The 18,668-nt window shown below is 66.3% G+C and carries 14 protein-coding genes and 1 pseudogene; 13 read left to right on the forward strand and 2 right to left on the reverse strand.

Features of this window, described 5'->3' with window-relative positions; translation table 11 throughout:
* Nucleotides 1–3 precede the first annotated feature (3 nt).
* The 3 genes from F8O09_RS09610 to hrpB are packed head-to-tail and all read left to right on the forward strand — an operon-like array spanning nucleotide 4 to nucleotide 5,365.
* On the forward strand, nucleotides 4–876 hold the full coding sequence (locus tag F8O09_RS09610; RefSeq protein ID WP_158055137.1) for a purine-nucleoside phosphorylase: 873 nt from the start codon (nucleotides 4–6) through the stop codon (nucleotides 874–876).
* The gene (locus tag F8O09_RS09615; protein WP_158055138.1) at nucleotides 873–2,648 is read left to right on the forward strand and encodes a phospho-sugar mutase; all 1,776 of its coding nucleotides are present in this window, start codon (nucleotides 873–875) and stop codon (nucleotides 2,646–2,648) included. The genes F8O09_RS09610 and F8O09_RS09615 overlap by 4 nt, the downstream gene beginning before the upstream one ends.
* Nucleotides 2,645–5,365, forward strand: coding sequence for an ATP-dependent helicase HrpB (gene hrpB, locus F8O09_RS09620; protein WP_158055139.1), 2,721 nt, complete (start codon nucleotides 2,645–2,647; stop codon nucleotides 5,363–5,365). The genes F8O09_RS09615 and hrpB overlap by 4 nt, the downstream gene beginning before the upstream one ends.
* 6 nt (nucleotides 5,366–5,371) lie before the next feature.
* Here the strand turns inward: hrpB and F8O09_RS09625 are convergent, their stop codons facing one another.
* Nucleotides 5,372–6,523, reverse strand: a complete 1,152-nt coding sequence (locus F8O09_RS09625) for an adenosine deaminase (protein ID WP_158055140.1) — start codon at nucleotides 6,521–6,523, stop codon at nucleotides 5,372–5,374.
* 46 nt (nucleotides 6,524–6,569) lie between these two features.
* The gene (locus F8O09_RS09630) at nucleotides 6,570–7,694 is read right to left on the reverse strand and encodes a mannose-1-phosphate guanylyltransferase (protein WP_158055141.1); all 1,125 of its coding nucleotides are present in this window, start codon (nucleotides 7,692–7,694) and stop codon (nucleotides 6,570–6,572) included.
* Nucleotides 7,695–7,906: 212 nt separating this feature from the next.
* Between F8O09_RS09630 and sdhC the strand changes: the two genes are divergently transcribed.
* From sdhC to F8O09_RS09680, 10 genes and pseudogenes are all read left to right on the forward strand, one after another.
* Entirely contained in the window at nucleotides 7,907–8,284 is a 378-nt protein-coding gene (gene sdhC / locus F8O09_RS09635; protein WP_225732980.1) for a succinate dehydrogenase, cytochrome b556 subunit, read from the forward strand.
* 17 nt (nucleotides 8,285–8,301) lie between these two features.
* A complete protein-coding gene (locus tag F8O09_RS09640) occupies nucleotides 8,302–8,736 on the forward strand; it encodes a succinate dehydrogenase hydrophobic membrane anchor subunit (RefSeq protein ID WP_158032004.1) in 435 nt (144 codons plus the stop codon).
* Nucleotides 8,737–8,775: 39 nt separating this feature from the next.
* On the forward strand, nucleotides 8,776–10,578 hold the full coding sequence (sdhA, locus tag F8O09_RS09645) for a succinate dehydrogenase flavoprotein subunit (RefSeq protein ID WP_158032005.1): 1,803 nt from the start codon (nucleotides 8,776–8,778) through the stop codon (nucleotides 10,576–10,578).
* A gap of 2 nt (nucleotides 10,579–10,580) precedes the next feature.
* On the forward strand, nucleotides 10,581–11,411 hold the full coding sequence (locus F8O09_RS09650; protein WP_158032006.1) for a succinate dehydrogenase iron-sulfur subunit: 831 nt from the start codon (nucleotides 10,581–10,583) through the stop codon (nucleotides 11,409–11,411).
* Between the two features lie 509 nt (nucleotides 11,412–11,920).
* Nucleotides 11,921–12,961, forward strand: a complete 1,041-nt coding sequence (locus F8O09_RS09655; RefSeq protein WP_158032007.1) for a YihY/virulence factor BrkB family protein — start codon at nucleotides 11,921–11,923, stop codon at nucleotides 12,959–12,961.
* 75 nt (nucleotides 12,962–13,036) lie between these two features.
* Nucleotides 13,037–14,023, forward strand: a complete 987-nt coding sequence (locus F8O09_RS09660) for an exodeoxyribonuclease III (protein WP_158055142.1) — start codon at nucleotides 13,037–13,039, stop codon at nucleotides 14,021–14,023.
* Nucleotides 14,024–14,080: 57 nt separating this feature from the next.
* A complete protein-coding gene (trpS, locus tag F8O09_RS09665) occupies nucleotides 14,081–15,082 on the forward strand; it encodes a tryptophan--tRNA ligase (protein WP_158055143.1) in 1,002 nt (333 codons plus the stop codon).
* Between the two features lie 177 nt (nucleotides 15,083–15,259).
* A complete protein-coding gene (gene ribD / locus F8O09_RS09670; RefSeq protein WP_225732981.1) occupies nucleotides 15,260–16,348 on the forward strand; it encodes a bifunctional diaminohydroxyphosphoribosylaminopyrimidine deaminase/5-amino-6-(5-phosphoribosylamino)uracil reductase RibD in 1,089 nt (362 codons plus the stop codon).
* A gap of 10 nt (nucleotides 16,349–16,358) precedes the next feature.
* Nucleotides 16,359–16,949: pseudogene (ribA, locus tag F8O09_RS09675) on the forward strand (GTP cyclohydrolase II); the annotation flags it as partial.
* Between the two features lie 224 nt (nucleotides 16,950–17,173).
* Nucleotides 17,174–18,619: an MFS transporter gene (locus F8O09_RS09680; RefSeq protein ID WP_158032012.1), complete on the forward strand. Its 1,446-nt coding sequence runs from the start codon at nucleotides 17,174–17,176 to the stop codon at nucleotides 18,617–18,619.
* The last annotated feature ends 49 nt before the right edge of the window (nucleotides 18,620–18,668 follow it).

The following is an 18,668-nucleotide window of genomic DNA, read 5'->3' on the forward strand; positions in this document are numbered from 1 at the left end:
AGTATGACAGCTTCTGCCACTCCAGATGGCCCATCAGAGACCGCCACGCCTGCACATTATGCACCCGCGGCCTCCGGACGCACACCCACGCCGCTCGCGCAGCAGGCGGCCGACACGATCAGGCAGCGCTCCGGCGTCTCGGGCATCGATCGCGCCGTGGTGCTCGGATCGGGCTGGGGAGCATCCGCCGATCGTCTCGGCACCACCCTCACGACGCTGCCCGCAGCCGAGGTGCCCGGCTTTCACGTGTCGGGCGTGCCCGGTCATGCCGGCACGCTGCAGATCGTGCAGACCGCCTCAGGTCGTCGTGTGCTGCTGATCGCCGCGCGCACGCACCTCTATGAAGGGCATGGTGTGGATGCCGTGGTGCACGGCGTGCACACCGCCGCCGCGCTCGGGGCGGGTTCGATCGTACTGACCAACGGCTGCGGAGGGATCGACCCGTCGCTCGCTCCCGGCAGTCCGGTGCTGATCAGCGACCACGTCAACCTCACCGGCACCTCGCCGCTGAGCGGCCCGACCTTCGTCGACATGACCGACGTGTACTCCCCCAGGCTCCGCGCCGCGGTGCGCGAGCGGCACCCGCAGATGCGCGAAGGCGTCTATGCCCAGTTTCGCGGCCCGCAGTACGAGACCCCGGCCGAGGTGCGCATGGCGCGGGCGATCGGAGCCGATCTGGTGGGCATGTCGACCGCCCTCGAAGCGATCGCAGCTCGCGCCTTGGGCCTCGAGGTTCTAGGCTTGTCTTTGGTGACGAACGCCGCTGCCGGGGTCTCTGCCCAACCGCTGAGCCATGCCGAGGTCATTCAGGCTGGCCGCGATGCAGCGCCACAGCTCACCGAACTGCTTGCCGAGATACTGGAGAACATCGTATGACCGATACCGCCAACGCCCAGGGGAACACGCACGCCGACGCGTCGGGTCGAGAGCCCGGCGACGCCGCAGAGCTTGAGCAGCTTGCCGCTCTGGTCGCTCAGGCCGAGCAGTGGCGTGACCAAGACCCAGACCCGAAGACCTCGAAGCTGCTCGACGACCAGATCGACCTGGCACGCAAGGGCGACGAGCAGGCACTGAGCACCCTGCACAGCGAGTTCGACGAGCGCCTCGCCTTCGGCACCGCCGGACTGCGCGGCGAGATGGGCCCAGGCCCCGCCCGTATGAACCGCGTGCTCGTTTCGCAGGCCGCCGCCGGCCTCGCCTCGTACCTGGTCGAGCACGCCGGCGACGAACGCCCGACGCTGGTCATCGGCTACGACGGTCGCCACAACTCCGAGATCTTCGCTCGCGACACCGCCGAGCTCGCACAGGCCGCCGGCGTCGACGCGCTGCTGCTGCCGCGCAACCTGCCCACCCCGGTCACTGCGTTCGCGCTGCGCCACCTCGACGCCTCGGCCGCCGTGATGGTGACGGCCAGCCACAATCCCGGCGCCGACAACGGCTACAAGGTGTATCTCGGCGGTATCGACGCCGGGTCACAGATCATCAGCCCTGCCGATCAGCTGATCGCCGCGCACATCGATCAGATCGCCCAAGACTTCACCGTCGACCAGCTGCCCCGCTCGCAGGCCTACCGGGTACTGGGCGAAGACGTCATCGACGCCTACGTCACCGAGACCGCGGCTGCAGTCGCTCAACGGGCGCCCCAGGCCTCCGCCGACGGGCTCAGCTTCGTCTACACCGCCATGCACGGTGTGGGCTGGGAGGTCGCCGCACGACTCTTCGAGACGCTGGGCATTCCGGCACCGGCGACGGTCACAGAGCAGATCGCGCCGGATCCCGAGTTTCCCACCGTCGCGTTCCCGAACCCCGAGGAGCCCGGCGCGCTCGACCTCTCGTTCGCACTGGCCCGCAAGACCGGGGCCGATCTCATCATCGCCAACGATCCCGACGCCGACCGACTGGCTGTGGCAATTCCAGACGATGCGGCCGAGGGCGGCTGGCGTCGCCTCACCGGCAACGAGGTCGGCTGGCTGCTCGGCGACCTGATCGCCAGCGAGCACCGTCCCGGCACTCCGGGTGCGCTCGCCGCCTCGCTGGTGTCCAGCCCACTGCTCGGCCGCATCGCCGAACACTACGGCATCGAGCACGTCGAGACGCTCACCGGCTTCAAGTACGTGAACCGCGTGCCCGGCCTGATCTTCGGATACGAGGAGGCGCTCGGCTACCTCGTCGACCCGGAGCTCGTCCGTGACAAGGACGGCGTCTCCGCCGCTGCCCTGTTTCTGCTGCTGGCCGCACGGCTGAAGAGCGAGGGCCACACCGTCGCTCAGGCTCTGCAGCGAATCGCTGCCGACTATGGCTCGGCAGCGAGCGATCAGGTGGCCATTCGCGTCGCCGACCGCTCGCTCATCGCTCAGGCGACTGCCGCCCTGCGAGCCGAACCGCTCACCACGATCGCCGGTCTCGACGTCGTCGCTCACGACGACCTGCTGCACGGCATCGACGGGCTGCCCCCGGCAGACATCCTGCGCTACTCGCTCGCCGACGGCTCACGCGTCATCGTGCGTCCCTCGGGCACCGAGCCGAAGCTCAAGATCTATCTCGACGTCTCGAGCAGTCTGCCCGATCCGGCCGCAGCAGCGGCTGAGAACGCGACGAAGCTCGCCGAGCTGCGCGACTGGTGGCAGAAGCGCCTGCACCTGGGATGACGTCTTCTGCCGCGGCCGCCGCTGGCGAAGCGCAGCAGCCCGTCTTCGACCTGCCAGCCATCGGCGCCGGGCTTCCTGCGGCATCCTTGGTTCCTCGACTGCACGACGTGCTCACGCGGACCACTCGTGGTCCGGCGTTCGCCGTCGTACAGGCTCCACCGGGATCAGGCAAGACGACGGTCGTACCACCCGCAGTGGCGAACGCGGTCACCGGGCGGGTCATCGTCACCGAGCCACGCCGACTCGCCGCGCACTCCGCAGCCGAAAGGCTCGCCGACCTCAGCCGCACTCGTATCGGCGACGCGGTCGGCTATGCCGTGCGCGGCGAACACCACATCGGCCCGCAGACGCAGGTGGAGTTCGTCACCACAGGTCTGCTGCTGCGTCGGCTGACCGCCGACCCCGAGCTCGCAGGCGTCGATGCCGTGGTGCTCGACGAGGTGCACGAACGCGACCTCGACGCCGATCTGCTCTTCGCCATGCTCCGCGAAGTGGCCCTGCTGCGCGGCGATCTCGCTCTGATCGTCATGTCGGCGACGCTCGACACACAACGCTGGAGTTCGCTGCTCGCCGACGCTGCGCCGGTGCTCACCGCAGAGGTGCCCCTGCACCCGCTCACGGTGGAATGGCGGCCGGCGCCCGTCGGCACCCAACGACTCGACGCCCGCGGCGTCACTCCCGGTTTTCTGCGACACGTCGCCACGGTCGTGGCCGCCAAGTCGCGCGAGCAGGCTGAGGGCACCGTGCTGGCTTTTCTTCCGGGCCGCCGTGAGGTGGACGCTGTGGTCGCCCGCCTGCGCGATTCCGGAGTCACTGCCCTGCCGCTGCACGGTTCGCTGCCCGCGTCGGCGCAGCGAGCGGCGCTCGCTCCCTTGGGCACGCACGAACGCCGAGTGATCGTGTCGACCTCGATCGCTGAGACGTCGCTGACCGTGCCCGGCGTGCACACCGTCGTCGACGCCGGCCTGTCGCGCGAGCCCCGGCTCGATGCGATGCGCGAGATGTCCGGCTTGGTGACCGTTCCGGTGTCGAGCGCGGCGGCGACGCAGCGCGCCGGTCGTGCCGCCCGTCTGGGCCCCGGCACAGTCGTGCGCTGCTACAGCGAGGCCGAGTTCGCGTCGGCTCCCACACAGGCACGCCCGGCGATCACCACTGCGGACCTCACCGAGGCGGCTCTCATGCTGACGCTCTGGGGCGACCCCGATGCTCGAGAACTCGCGCTGCCTGATGCCCCGCCGCGGGCGTCGCTCGAGCTCGCCCAGCGCACGCTGGTTCGGCTGGGTGCGATCGCGCCTGAGAGCGGCACGACGAGGCGATGGCGTGTCACCGACCTCGGGCGGCTGATCGCTCGGATGCCGGTGCACCCGAGACTGGCGCGCGCGCTGATCGACGGCGCCGCACTGATCGACGGTGATCGCCGGTCAGCTGTGACGCTGGCAGCCGAGGCCGTGGCGGCCATCGAATCGGACGCACGGGCTCCCGGAGGCGACCTGTCTGCGCTGCTGCACGAGCTGCGTCGCGGCGGGCACCGCGGCGGATACAGATCTCGACGTAACGGCAGCGACGAGGGCCCACACAGCCAGGCCGATGCCGCCGTCTCGCCTGCGGCAGTGCATCGGTGGCAGCAGGATGTGCGCCGCCTCGTCACGCTCATGCCCGATCACAGCAGCGCCTCGAGAAGCGAGGGGAGCCACTCGTCGGTCGACGCCGACGGGGTGATCGCGGCGATCGCTGGACTCGCATACCCGGAACGCCTGGCGCGTCTGCGGCCCAGCGACTCGGGGCCGAGCGACTCCGGGCTGAGCTATCAGCTTGCCTCAGGCACCGGTGCCGTGCTGCCCCGCGGCTCAGCACTGCGCGGGTCGCAGTGGTTGGCCGTCAGCGAAGTGAGCGTCGCGCGAACCGGCGAGGGCTCTGGGGCGATGATTCGTGCCGCTGCACCGCTGACCGTCGACGCAGCTCTCGTCGTCGGCGCAGGTCTCATCGAAGACACAGTCGAGAGCGAGTGGCGAGACGGCCGGCTCAGCGCCCGGCGGGTGCGCCGGCTGGGAGCGATCGAGCTCTCACGGGCGCCCGCACGTCTGGCTGCGGCCGATGCGCGTGCTCAGGTGCGCAGCCTGCTCGCCACCGCAGACGGCTTGGCCTCGCTGCATTGGTCTCAGGCAGCGAACGATCTGCGCGACCGCCTGCACATGCTGCATCGTGAGCTGGGCGACCCCTGGCCGGCCGTCGACGACGCTGCACTCAGCGGTCGTCTTGATGACTGGCTCGCTCCAGAGATCGAGCGGCTTGCGACTGGAGCCACGACAGCCGGGCTCGACCTGGCATCCGCGCTGCGCCGACTGCTGCCCTGGCCTGACGCGTCGCGGCTGGATGCCCTGGTACCGGAACGCCTCGAAGTGCCGTCTGGGTCATGGGTCCGAGTGCACTACCCGTCGGATGACGATGCGCCGCCGGTGCTCGCGGTGAAGCTGCAGGAGTGCTTCGGCTGGCAGCAGGTTCCGCATCTGGTCGACGGCCGAGTGCCCGTGCAGCTGCACCTGCTCTCACCCGCCGGCCGCCCGCTCGCAGTGACGATGGATCTGGCGTCGTTCTGGCACGACGGCTATCGACAGGTGCGCGCCGAGATGCGCGGCCGATACCCGAAGCACCCGTGGCCGGAAGACCCGACCACCGCGAAGGCGACGCGAAGCGTCAAACGAACCCCGCGCCGCTGACCGAGGTCAGTCGAGGTCGTCGTAGAACGCGATCACGCGATCGGCAAGATCCTGACGATCGGTGGCAGGCAGGAAGGAGCCTTCGGCTGCGTTGAGCGTCAGTACGGCGAGATCGTCCAGACCATAGTCGAAAGCCTGCGCCACGCGTGCGAACTCCTCGGTCAGCGTGGTGTTCGACTGCAGCCGGTTGTCGACGTTCACGGTCACTCGGAAGTCGAGCTGGTAGAGCAGGTCGAGCGGATGCTCGTCGAACGGGCCGGCGAAGGCGCCGGTCTGCAGATTCGACGACGGGTTCGTCTCGAGCACGATGCCGCGATCGCGTACCCATGCGGCGACATCGCCGAGCACGGCGAGCACTTCGTCGGAGTCGTCGCCTTCGTCGATCAGCTGGATGTCGTCGACCAGATGCGTGCCATGACCGAGACGCAGCGCACGGCCGTCGATCAGGGCCGACACGATGGAGTCAAGGCCGTCAGCCTCGCCGGCATGCACCGTGGTCGGAAAGAAGCTGCGCGCCAGGTAGTCGAGAGCCTCTTGATGACGAGACGGCAGAAAGCCCTTCTCGGGGCCGGCCAGGTCGAACCCGACCACGCCGGCATCTCGATAGCGCACTGCGAGCTTGGCCATCTCGAGCGAGCGATCATTGTGACGCAGCGCAGTCACGATCTGGTTTGCCTCGATCTGGAAGCCGCGCTCGGCGGCGTCTCGCATGCCCTCTTCGAAGCCGGCGGCGACCGCTTCGACCGCTGCCTCGGGGGTGAGACCGCCAGCAAGATGCTGTTCGGGAGCCCAGCGCGCCTCGACGTAGATGATTCCGTCGTCGACCGAGTCTTCGACGAACTCACGAGCGACCCGGGCCAGCGAGTCAGCTGTCTGCATGACGCCGACGGTCTGGTCGAAGGTCTTGAGGTAGGCGATGAGGTCGCCGGAGTCAGCGCTGTCGGCGAACCAGTCGCCGAGCTCTTCGGGATCGTCGACCGGCAGCTCGAGACCGGCCTGGTCAGCCAGTTCGACGATGGTCTCAGGGCGCAGGCCGCCATCGAGATGGTCGTGCAGACTGATCTTTGGAACCTCGACCAGATCGACCCCTTCGAGGGTCAGATCGAGGGTGTCGTCATCGAGGATTCGGTCTTGTGCGGAATCGTGCTCAGCGCTCATGCGCCAACTCTAGCGGAGCCGACGACGCCATCAGCCGCCGAAGCGCTCAGAGCAGATTCTCGTTTCCCGTCTGACGCACCATGTTCACCATCTCTTTCACGCGCTGGGCATGATCGCTGGTGGTGATCATCAGCACGTCTTCGGTGTCGACGACGACAAGATCCTGCACCCCGATGATCGCGATCAGCCGGTCGGTCTCGCTGACCAGCACACCGGTACTCGACTCGGAGAGCACGCTCGCCTCGCCGAGAATGGCAAGGTTGCCGGGGTTGCGCTTACGCACCTGCCGGGCCACCGCAGAGAAGTCGCCCACGTCATCCCAGTCGAAGTCGCCCGGGATCACCGCCACCTGACCCGCTGCAGCGACCGGTTCGGCGATGGCGTAGTCGATTGCGATCTTCTTGAGCTTCGGCCAGGTCTTGGCCTTCTCTTCGTAGACGGCGGGAGTGCCCCAGGCGTCGGCGATGCGGTCGATGCCAGCGGCCAGCTCGGGTTCGCTCTCGCGCAGCCAGCACATCAGGTCGACCGCACGCGCCACGAACATGCCCGCGTTCCAGAGATACTCGCCGCTGGCGACGTACTCTCGCGCGACGCTGGCCTTGGGCTTCTCGACGAAGCTGGTCACCGCCCGTGCGCTCTTCGGCAGCCCCAGCGAGCCGTCCGGGTCGAGAGTGCCATCGGTGCGAATGTACCCGAAACCGGTCGAGGGCGAGGTCGGGGTGATGCCGATCGTCACCAGCCGGCCGGTCGCCGCGACCTGCGCAGCCTCGGTGACGACCTCGCGGAAGGCTCGCTCGTCGCCGATGAAGTGGTCGGCGGGGAACGAGGCCACGATGGCGTCTGGGTCGCGACGTGCGATAAGGGCTGCCGCCAGGCAGATCGCTGCAGTCGAGTCACGAGGCTCACTCTCGAGCACCAGGTTGTCGCCGTCGAGGTCGGGCAGCTGGCTGACGACCGAGGCCCGGTGTGCGGCACCCGTCACCACCATGATGTGGTCACTGCCGATCAGCGGGACGATCCGGTCCCAAGTCGACCGCAGCAGAGAGTGGCCTGATCCGGTGAGGTCGAGGAGGAATTTGGGCTCTTTCGCTCGTGACAGAGGCCACAGACGGGAACCGACACCTCCCGCCGGGATGATCGCGTACACGTGGTCAGCGGCAGATGCAGACATGATCACGAGCGTACCAGAGCCCCCCTGACTCGACGTGGGCCTGCACCCCGACGACATGTGTCGGAGAAATCAGCTTTGCGCCCATGTTCCTGGCTCTTGCTTAGGCAGACCTTACTGATATGCGAATGCACGCCGGGTCTAGACTTGCCACAACACAGTCAGCGTCCGATAGGTTTCTGTTGCCGGGCGTACTCAACCAAGGAGGGTTGTTCGTGTCACCGAAACCAGCCGGTACTCTGTACCGTGGCCGAGAAGGCATGTGGTCCTGGGTTTTCCACCGCATCACCGGCGTGGCCATCTTCTTCTTCCTGCTGGTGCACATTCTCGACACCGCACTCATTCGCCTCTCTCCCGAGGCCTACAACGCGGTCATCGGCACCTACAAGAATCCTCTGATGGGCGTGGGCGAGGTCGCACTCGTCGCCGCGATCGCATTTCACGCGCTCAACGGCCTGCGTGTCATCCTCATCGACTTCTGGTCGCAGGGCACGAAGCATCAGCGCGGACTCTTCTACGGTGTGATGCTCGTCTGGCTTGTGCTGATGATCTTCTTCGTGCCGCAGCACCTGTCACACGTGTTCGGGTTCTAGGGAAGGGCTGAACGACAATGACCGTCACCATCGAGAAACCCGCCCGCGCACCTCACAAGCGCTCGAACCGCGAGAAGTTCGCCTGGCTCTTCATGCGCGGTTCGGGTGTTCTGCTCGTCGTGCTCATCTTCGGGCATCTGTACTTCAACCTGCTCACCGGCGACGGCATTCACCAGGTCGACTGGGGGTTCGTGGCCGGAAAGCTGGCCAACCCGTTCTGGCAGGTCTGGGACATCCTCATGCTCTGGCTCGCGCTGCTGCACGGCGCGAACGGCATGCGCACGATCGTCAACGACTACGTCGAGAACCAGCGGGTGGCCAAAGGCCTGCGCATCGCGATCTTCGCGGCAGCCGGCGTGCTGATCATCCTCGGCACCTGGGTCGTCTTCGGCTTCGACCCCTGCGCCGACCCCAACCTGAACGCAGACTGGCAGCAGTTCTGCACGAAGTGACGCCTGACGGCGCCGAGTCAAAGGCGATGAAAGACTGAGATGACTGAGACCTCAACGACCAAGAACGGCGACTACACCGTTCACTACCACCAGCATGATGTGATCATCGTCGGTGCCGGCGGCGCCGGCATGCGCGCTGCGATCGAGGCCGGCCCCCATGCCGACACCGCCGTGATCACCAAGCTCTACCCCACGCGTTCGCACACGGGTGCGGCTCAGGGCGGCATGGCTGCGGCCCTCTCGAACCTCGAAGAGGACTCATGGGAGTGGCACACCTACGACACGGTCAAGGGCGGCGACTTCCTGGCTGATCAGGATGCCGTCGAGATTCTGGCCAAAGAGGCCATCGACGCGGTCATCGACCTTGAGAACATGGGTCTGCCGTTCAACCGCACCGACGACGGCAAGATCGCTCAGCGCCGATTCGGTGGCCACACCCGCGAGCACGGCAAGGCGCCCGTTCGTCGCTCGTGCTACGCAGCGGACCGCACCGGCCACATGATTCTGCAGACCCTCTATCAGAACTGCGTCAAGCTCGGCATCCAGTTCTACAACGAGTACTACGCACTCGATCTGGTCTTCACCGAGATCGACGGCGAACGCCGCCCTGCAGCGGTCATCGCGTACGAGCTGGCCACCGGCGACATTCACGTCTTCCAGGGCAAGTCGATCGTCTTCGCGACCGGCGGCTTCGGCAAGATGTTCAAGACGACGTCGAACGCTCACACGCTCACCGGCGACGGCGTCGGCATCATCTGGCGTCAGCACCTGCCCCTCGAAGACATCGAGTTCTTCCAGTTCCATCCGACCGGTCTCGCCGGTCTGGGCATCCTGCTCACCGAGGGTGCCCGTGGCGAAGGCGCCATTCTGCGAAATGCGAATGGTGAGCGATTCATGGAGCGGTACGCGCCGACCATCAAAGACCTCGCACCTCGCGACATCGTCGCCCGATGCATGGTGCAGGAGGTTCAGGAGGGCCGCGGCGTCGGCCCGAACAAAGACTACGTGCTGCTCGACTGCACCCATCTGGGTGCCGAGGTGCTTGAGACCAAGCTTCCCGACATCACTGAGTTCGCCCGCACCTATCTCGGCGTCGACCCAGTCGTCGAGCCCGTGCCGGTCTATCCGACAGCGCACTATGCCATGGGCGGCATCCCCACCAACAACAACGGCGAGGTGCTGCGCACGATCAAAGACATCGTGCCCGGCCTCTACGCGGCCGGCGAGTGCGCGTGCGTCTCGGTGCACGGTGCGAACCGACTGGGCACCAACTCGCTGCTCGACATCAACGTGTTCGGCAAACGTGCCGGTCGTCAGGCGGTCAAGTACTCGCGTGAGGCGGAGTTCGTTCCGCTGCCCGAGGCACCCGAGCAGGGCGTCATCGAGCTGCTCGACGGCATCCGCAACAACGACGGCGGCGAGTCGCTCGCGCAGATCCGCAAAGAGCTGCAAGAGACCATGGACACCAACGCACAGGTGTTCCGCACCGAAGAGACGCTGACTCAGGCCGCCAACGATGTGAGAGCTCTGCGCAGGCGCTATCAGCACATCAGCATCCACGACCACGGTCGCCGCTTCAACACCGACCTGCTCGAAGGCGTCGAGCTCGGGTTCCTGCTCGATCTCGCCGAGGTGCTGATCGCGGCCGCACTGAACCGCAAAGAGAGCCGCGGCGGCCACATGCGCGACGACTACCCCAAGCGCGACGACGCCACATACCTCAAGCACACGATGGCCTACCTGACAGGTGACCCCAACGAAGGCGAGCCCGGCTCGCACATCACGCTGGGGTGGAAGCCTGTCGTGCTCACCCGGTATGAGCCCAAGGAGAGGAAGTACTGATCATGGCGACTGCTGCCGCGACCACTGAGAACGTCACTTCGAAGGCACACGCCGAGTCGTACAGCGCCGATGCTGCCGACCGGTCGAAGCACGCTCCGTCAGCACACGACGCATCGGTGAAGCCGTTCACTGTCACGTTCAACATCCGGCGTTTCGACCCCGATGTCGACACCGAGCCCCGCTGGGAGTCGTTCGACGTCGAGATGTACTCGACCGATCGTGTGCTCGATGCGCTGCACAAGATCAAGTGGGAGCAGGACGGCTCGCTGACGTTCCGTCGCTCCTGCGCACACGGCATCTGCGGCTCTGACGCCATGCGCATCAACGGCCGCAACCGACTGGCCTGCAAGACGCTGATCAAAGACCTGGACATCGACAAGCCGATCTACGTCGAGGCCATCAAGGGACTGCCTCTTGAGAAAGACCTCGTCGTCGACATGGAGCCCTTCTTCAAGGCCTACCGTGACGTGCAGCCTTTCCTTCAGGCCCATTCGGAGCCCGCGGAAGGCCGTGAGCGGCTGCAGACGATCAAGGATCGCGAGATCTTCGACGATACGACCAAATGCATCCTCTGCGCAGCCTGCACCACCAGCTGCCCGGTCTTCTGGACCGACGGTCAGTACTTCGGCCCCGCTGCCATCGTGAACGCGCACCGATTCATCTTCGACTCACGTGACGACGAGTCGCAGGTGCGTCTGGACATCCTCAACGACAAAGAGGGCGTGTGGCGCTGCCGCACGACCTTCAACTGCACCGAGGCCTGCCCGCGTGGCATCCAGATCACGAAGGCGATCGCAGAGGTCAAGCAGGCGGCCATTCGCGGCCACCGCTGATCCAGTGATCGGCTGAACGGCTCGCGCGCTGCACCGCGCGGCTTCAGTCGTTTGAGGGCAGCGTCCAGCGTTTCGACAGCCGCCCAGTTGCTACGACACGAGAACCGCCGGTTCTGACTCGCTGAGTCGGAGCGCGGCGGTTCTTCGTTCATTCGGCGAACCTGACCTCTGCGGCTCTGGCATCGCTCGGTCCGGCATTGACCTTGTGGCATTCCTCGGCCCGGCATGGGCCCGTAACGCATCCCCCGGCCCGGCACACTTCTCTCCCCCCCCGACACGCTTCTCACCCCCTCATCCCCGGCACACCACTTCTGCGCCTCGAGTCGGCGCAAATGACGCCCAGAGACATCCAGACATGTCAAGTTCCATGTTTCGAAGCGCCTGAACGACATCTGCCATGGCTCGATCCTGGAGAGCAGCATGTGCCGTGGTACGAATCGAGCCCACACCGCCAGGCCGGCCCCGCGCCACGGTGCCTGCCCCGCGCTGCCTGCCGATACCATTGACCCATGAGCGCCCAACAGAAACCGGTCAGCACGGTCCAAGGTCTCATCGCGTGGGCGATGCAGACCAGACCAGCACGTGTGATGGCGCACTACACCTCGCGCGGCGGCCCTGTCCTTGCCGGCGGTATGAGCTACAGCTCGCTGTTCGCCGCGTTCGCCGGCGTCTGGACGCTTTTCAGCGTCATCGGCCTTTTCATCGCTCGCTCCGAGACCGTCTGGAACGCTCTCGTCGACTACCTGGCCAAGTCAGTGCCCGGTCTCATCGACACCGGCGAGGGCGGCGCCATCAGCCCAGAGACGCTGCAGGGCGTGCCTTCCACACTGTCCTGGACCGGCGCCGTCGCCCTCGTCTCGCTGATTTTCACCCTCTTCGGCTGGCTCGGCGCCGTACGCACAGGCGTGCGCGCCCAGTTCGGCCGCTCGCCTCTGCCCCAGCAGCCGGTCGTGGCACAACTGCGCGATCTGGGCCTGCTGGTGGGGTTCGGCCTGCTCGTCATCATCTCGGCTCTCGCCTCCACCGTCAGTTCGGGTCTCGGCCGCCGCATCTCCGCTCTGCTCGGCTTCGGCGAACAGAGCATGCTCTCGTGGCTGCTGGTCACCATCGGCTCACTGCTGCTCTCTCTGGTGCTGGACGCCATCATCCTCATCGTGATCATGCGCGTGCTCGCACAGGTGATCATCCCCGTGCGGCGCATGCTGCCGGTGGTCATCTGGGGCGCCGTTGCGACCACCCTGCTGAAGGCCGTCGGCGGGTCGCTCATCGGCGGCGGGTCGAACCCGTTGCTCGCCGGCTTTCTGACCATCGTCGGTCTGCTGCTCTGGTTCAACCTGCTCAGTCAGACCGTGCTCATCGCGGCCGCCTGGCTGGCCGTCGTCGCCTCAGACCACGAGGTCAACGAGCGGCATGACGGCGACCTCGATTTCTGGGGCGCGAGCCGTCTGCAGGATGCCGTGCGCGGCCCGAACGCCGTGGAGAGTCCGCTGCCGGTCGAGGTGCCTGACTCCGCCATCAAGACCGACGAGCCCGATACCGAAGCCCGGTGACGCGCACGCTGATCCCTCTGCGAAGTCGCCGTGCGCTGCCGAGGCAGGTCAGAGGCATCGCCTAGAATCGGCGTCATGAGCACGAAGCAGCCTGCACTCTCCCCCGCCCTGCACGAGACGATCATCGCGCCGCCGCCGGTCGACGAGCAGCCGAAGCCCAAACCGGGCATCAACACGCAGGCGGCACGCACCCGTGCATCCGCTGAGACGCCGAAGCCCGCTGGTGCGCTGCGCGTCGCAACCGTCAACGTGAACGGCATCCGCGCGGCGTTCCGCAAGGGCATCGAATCGTGGATCGAAGCGGCTCAGCCCGACGTCATCGCGCTGCAAGAGGTGAGAGCGTCCGGTGACCAGCTGCGCGAGCTGTTGCCGGGCTGGCACATCGCCGACGACGTGTGCTCGCAGAAGGGTCGCGCCGGCGTCGCCGTCGTGTCACGACTGCCGCTCGGTGAGACGCGCACTCAGATCGGCGACGACGACTTCGATACCTCGGGACGCTGGCTCGAAGTCGACCTCGACGTCGACGGCACACCGCTCACACTGGTGAGCGTCTATGCGCATTCGGGCGAGGTCGACACCCCGAAGCAGGTCGAGAAGTATCGCATGCTCGAGGCGATGAGCGAACGGCTTGCGGCACTGCCGAAAGAGCATGAGCGGGCCGTCTTCATGGGCGATCTCAATGTGTGTCACGAGCAGATCGACATTCGCAACTGGCGGTCGAACCTCAAGCGTGCGGGGTTCCTGCCCAAAGAGCGCGCCTACTTCGACCAGTTCTTCGGCCGACCCGACGAGCGGTATCAGCGGCTCGACGGCACCGATCTGGGCGAGGGGCTCGGCTGGATCGACCTCGGTCGGTCAGCCGCTGGTGATCAGCCCGGCCCATACACGTGGTGGTCATGGCGTGGACAGGCCTTCGACAACGACGCCGGCTGGCGCATCGACTATCAGGCGGCGACACCTCAGGTGGCGACGGCGGCAAGACACTACTTCGTCGATCGCCCGGCGACGTACGACCAGCGCTTCACCGATCACTCGCCGGTCGTGGTCGACTACCAGCTCTGAGCGGGCACTGTACGAGCTCGAAGCTGCCTTCGGATTCTCGGGGCTACACTGGGAGTCATGGTGAAACGCATCTTCTCGGGCATGCAGCCCTCCAGCGACTCTCTACATCTCGGCAATTATGTGGGAGCCCTGCGCAATTGGGTGAGCCTGCAGAACGACTACGACACCATCTACTGCGTCGTCGATCAGCACGCGATCACCGTCGACCAGGATCCTGAGCAGCTGCGCCGCAACACTCGGGGCACGGCGGCTCAGTACATCGCCGCAGGCATCGACCCTGAGCGCTCGACGCTCTTCGTGCAGTCTCACGTGCCCGAGCACGCCCAGCTCAGCTGGGTGCTCGCGTGCATCACCGGCTTCGGCGAGGCCAGCCGCATGACCCAGTTCAAAGACAAGTCGGCGAAACAGGGCTCTGACCACACGTCGGTCGGTCTGTTCACCTACCCGGTACTGATGGCGGCTGACATCCTGCTCTACAACGCGGACCTGGTGCCGGTCGGCATCGATCAGAAGCAGCACCTCGAGCTCACGCGCACGCTCGGGCAGCGCTTCAACTCGCGCTTCGGCGACACGTTCACGCTGCCTGAGGGGTACATCCCAGACGAGACGGCGAAGGTCTTCGACCTGCAGAACCCCACGGCGAAGATGTCGAAGTCGGCGGCCAGCGACGCCGGGCTGATCCGTCTGCTCGACGATCCGAAGAAGACCGCTAAGAAGATCCGCTCGGCGGTGACCGACGACGGCCGTGAGATTCGCTTCGACCGCGAGCACAAGCCCGGTGTCTCGAACCTGCTCGCGATCAACTCCGTCTTCACCGGCTCGTCGATTCCCGAACTCGAAGAGCAGTACGCAGGACGCGGCTACGGCGATCTCAAGAAGGATCTGGCCGACATCGTCGTCGAGGCGCTGTCGCCGATCCGCACTCGTGCGCTCGAACTGCTCGACGACCCAGCCGAGCTCGATCGCCTCCTCGCCATCGGCGCCGAGCGCGCAGGCGAGATCGCCTCGAAGACCCTTGCCGAGGTCTACGACCGCATCGGGTTCGTGGCCGCCAGCTGAGACGCACGCCTGGTGTCACTTGGCCGTTCGGCCTCCTGATGCACCCGACGATTTCGGCGCGCAAGCGCCCGCAGCAGACCGAAGAGCGTGGGCAGACCGCGCTTCTGACGTGACGCACACGACCGCAGGCCAGACGGAATGGACTGCACATCGTCGTCGTTGCAGATGAGGATGACCATGCCTGAACCGCTGCCCGCCGAACGCGCGGCAATGCGCCGTGCGCTCGAGCTCGCGCAGCGCGGCCCACTGGCCGGCGGCAACCCGCGTGTGGGCTGTGTGCTGCTGGCGGCCGACGGCACCACTCTCGCCGAGGGCTGGCACCATGGCGCAGGCACACCGCACGCCGAGGTCGATGCGCTGGCGCAGGTGGCCGCACAGCAGGCTTGCGGCGCGACGGCCGTCGTCTCTCTCGAACCCTGCAACCACATCGGACGCACCGGCCCCTGCGCCCAGGCGCTCATCGATGCGGGTGTCGGGCGCGTGGTCTATGCCGTGGACGACCCCGGTGACGCCTCAGCGCACGGCGCCGAGCGCCTGGCCGCTCATGGCATCGAGGTGGTCTCAGGCGTGCTGCACCACGAGGCAGAGCAGGTCAATCACGACTGGTTCGTCGCGATGCGCCGTCGCCGCCCCTGGGTCATCGTCAAGCTCGCTATGTCGCTCGACGGCCGGGCCGCCGCAGCCGACGGCTCGTCACAGTGGATCACCTCGCCCGAGTCTCGTGACCATGCGCACGCGGTGCGCGGCGAGGTCGACGGCATCATCGTCGGCGCCGGTACGGTGGCCGCCGACGATCCGACCCTCACGGCGCGCTTCGCCGACGGCTCGCTGCGCCCGCACCAGCCGGTTCCCGTCTTGCTGGGCACCGAGCCGGGCTCGGACCTCGGCGCAAAGCTGCGGGTCGCCCATGAACGTGTGGTGGATGTTCCGCTCGACCTGCGAGTCCTGCGCGAGCAGCCGGGTGCTCGCGTGCGTTCCGAGCTGATCGAGATGTTGGGCGGGCTGTTCGACGGCGACGACGCCATGCGCCGCGTGATCGTCGAAGGCGGGCCCACCACAGCCTCCCTGTTTCTGCGCGCCGGGCTGGTCGACGAGCTGCACGTCTACAGCGCCCCCGTGCTGATCGGCGGGCCCAAGCTCGCCGTGCAGCAGATCGATGTGCGCAGCATCGGCGACGCGCTGCGTCTCACCGATGTCACCACGACGCAGCTGGGTTGCGACATACTGTGGCGTGCGAGAATAGAAGGCGATGGTTCACTTGGTTAGCAGTTCAGATCGCGTCGAGTTCGTAGTCGAAACCCGCATTCCCACTGACTACGGGATCTTTCGCGTGCGCGGATATCGTGACCTCGTGACCGGGGCAGACCATCTCGCCGTCATCTCTGAGCACCCGCTCGACGGCGAGCCGCTGGTGCGCGTGCACTCGGAGTGCCTCACCGGCGAGGTGCTGGGTTCGCAGAAGTGCGAGTGCGGCCCGCAGCTGCACGCAGCGCTGCGCATGATCGACGCCCGAGGCGGCGTGGTGATCTACCTGCGCGGGCACGAGGGCCGGGGCATCGGTCTGCTCGAAAAGCTGCGCGCCTACCGGCTGCAAGAGCAGGGTCTCGACACGGTCGACGCGAACCGCGCACTCGGCCACGCCGACGACGAACGAGAGTACGGCGCGGCCGTGGCGATCCTCGGTGACCTGGGCATCGACCACGTGCGGCTGCTGACGAACAACCCGCTCAAACGCACCGATCTCGAGCAGCATGGCATCACGGTCACCGACCAGGTGCCGCTGGTGGTCGGTGAGACCGAGTTCAATCAGGGGTATCTCGAAACCAAGCGCGACCGCATGGGTCACATCCTGCCGGCTGATCTCTGAGCGCCGCCTGGCGTCCTCGCACTGTGATCTTCTTGTCAATCTCGTAACCAGGACGTAATATAGTGCAGCGCGCCACAAGCGCTGCACACGCGTATGCGATCATCGTCGTTCCCGCGTTCATCTCGCGCCCCAACATGGGTGTTCATATCAGCGTCCATGGCCTGACCACGCACCGGTAGGCCGCACGACGCGACCACTCATTCTCATTGGGAGTCTTCTTCACGATGTCTACAGAAACAGCGACGGCCACCGTCGACGCCAGTCAGCAGAACAAGCCGGCGAATCCGCCCTCACGCGTGGTGCTCGCCAGCCTCATCGGCACCACGATCGAGTTCTACGACTTCTATGTCTACGCGACCGCGGCGGTGCTGGTCTTCCCAGCCCTCTTCTTTCCCGCGGGCAACGACACCGTCGCCCTGCTCGCCTCGTTCGCGGTCTTCGGCGCGGCCATGATCGCACGCCCCATCGGGGCGCTCGTCTTCGGCCACCTCGGAGACAAAGTCGGTCGCAAGACCACGCTGATCTGGAGCCTGCTCACCATGGGCATCGCGACGTTCCTGATCGGCCTGCTGCCCACGTATCACGACATCGGCATCACCGCCGCCGTGCTGCTGCTCATCCTGCGTCTGGCACAGGGGTTCGCGCTGGGAGGCGAGTGGTCGGGTGCGGCGCTGGTCGCCACCGAGAACGCTCCCAAGGGCAAGCGCGCCTGGTTCGGCACCTTCCCGCAGGTCGGCGCGCCGATCGGCTTCATCATCGCCAATGGCCTGTTCCTCGCGATCAACGCTCTGCTTCCGCATGAGAGCGGCGACACCTCGCTGCAGTCCGCCGCGTTCCAGGCCTGGGGCTGGCGCATTCCCTTCCTGTTCAGCGCGCTGATGGTGCTCGTCGGCCTGTGGGTGCGCATGCACTTGGTCGAGTCTGACAGCTTCGCCAAGGCGAAGAAGCAGGGCAAGGTCAAGAAACTGCCGCTGGGAGAAGTGCTGCGCAATAACTGGTGGCAGCTGATCTTGGGCACCTTCGCGATGCTCGCCACATACGTGCTCTTCTACCTGATGACCGCGTTCACACTGTCGTACGGCACCAAACCCGCCAGCGCAGAGGCAGCGGCGAAGGCGGCCGAGAAGGCGGGCAAGCCGTTCGACCCGTCGAGCTTCTACCCGGGGCTGGGCTTCTCATACAACAACTTCGTCATGATGATGATCATCGGCGTGATCTTCTTCGGCGTCTTCACCCTGCTGTCGGGTCCGATCGCCGACCGCGTCGGCCGCCGTAAACTGCTGATCTGGGTGACCGGCGGCATCGTGATCTTCGGTCTGCTGTTCCAGCTGTTCCTTCTGCCCAGCGCCGACCCGAAGTTCACCGGAGCGCTTGCACAGGGCTTCCTGATCATCGGCTTCACACTGATGGGCATCACGTTCGGCCCGATGGGTGCGTTCCTGCCCGAGCTGTACCCCACCGAGACGCGCTACACGGGCTCGGCGATCGCCTACAACATCAGCTCGATCCTCGGTGCCGCTGTGGCTCCGATCATCGCCGTGTGGCTGTGGGCCGAGGGCAACGGCAACCCGGTGTGGGTCGGTGTCTATCTGTCGCTGAGCGCAGTGCTGACGTTCGTCGCACTGCTCTTCAGCCCTGAGACGAAGGATCTCGACCTCGACGAGATCTGATCTCGGCATTCAGACCGCGTGGCAGATCGAAGGATGCGCCACACGCCCA

This window comes from Pseudoclavibacter sp. CFCC 11306 (assembly GCF_008831235.1).
GTDB lineage: Bacteria > Actinomycetota > Actinomycetes > Actinomycetales > Microbacteriaceae > Pseudoclavibacter_A.